The sequence below is a fragment of the Streptococcus oralis genome (assembly GCF_003943825.1).
In the GTDB taxonomy this organism is placed as follows: domain Bacteria; phylum Bacillota; class Bacilli; order Lactobacillales; family Streptococcaceae; genus Streptococcus; species Streptococcus oralis_CD.
In genome coordinates this window covers 1-726 of sequence record NZ_RJNJ01000063.1, presented here as the reverse complement: position 1 = coordinate 726, position 726 = coordinate 1, and the positions used below count along the sequence as shown (strand labels likewise).

Genomic DNA, 726 nt, shown 5'->3' with positions numbered 1-726 from the left:
GGGTAGAATGATGTAATTTTCTAGTTCATTCCTAGGTGGAAAAACTAAAACAAAGGCAGTGATATCGGATGTACTTGACAAGTCTAGTCCTGCATAACACTCACGACCTTTCAAACATTCAAAATTGATTGGTGCATCCCCTTTGTTGTATACATGTTCTGGAATCCAAGCAACTGTAGAATTTGTCCACATATTTAGCCGTAGTTGCTTGAATACATTTTCTTCAGCAGGATTATCAAGTGCTTGTTTATATGCTTCTCTGACACGGTCTAAGCCAATGGTATGACCTAATGACGGATTAGCTTTTAACCAGTTACTTTCGTCATTCCAGTCCTCTTCATCAGATAAACCATAAACGATAGGATAAAAAGATGTATCTTTCTTTCTACCGTTTAAAATATCAAGTGCTTTTGTGTGTAACTCGTAACAAATTGAATTCTTATCTGTTCCTGCAGTAGTAATGATGAAAAATAAGGGTTGTTCTCGTGCATCTCCTGAACCTTTAGTTAAGACATCATAAAGGTGGCGATTGGGTTGGGCATGTATTTCGTCAAACACGAGTCCTGAAACGTTGAGACCATGTTTTGTACCAGTTTCAGCGGACAAAACTTGATAGAAACCTGCATTAGAGTAGTTAACAATTCGTTTCGTAGCACCCATTATTTTTGAACGTTTCTCTAAAGGTCGACTCATTAGTACCATTTGTTTTGCTACATCGAATACAAT

General features: G+C 37.3%; 1 protein-coding gene. It reads right to left on the bottom strand.

The window, feature by feature from the left end; translation table 11 throughout:
• On the bottom strand, positions 1 to 726 hold a 726-nt coding region (locus D8863_RS10565), incomplete at both ends, for a terminase TerL endonuclease subunit (protein ID WP_260469803.1).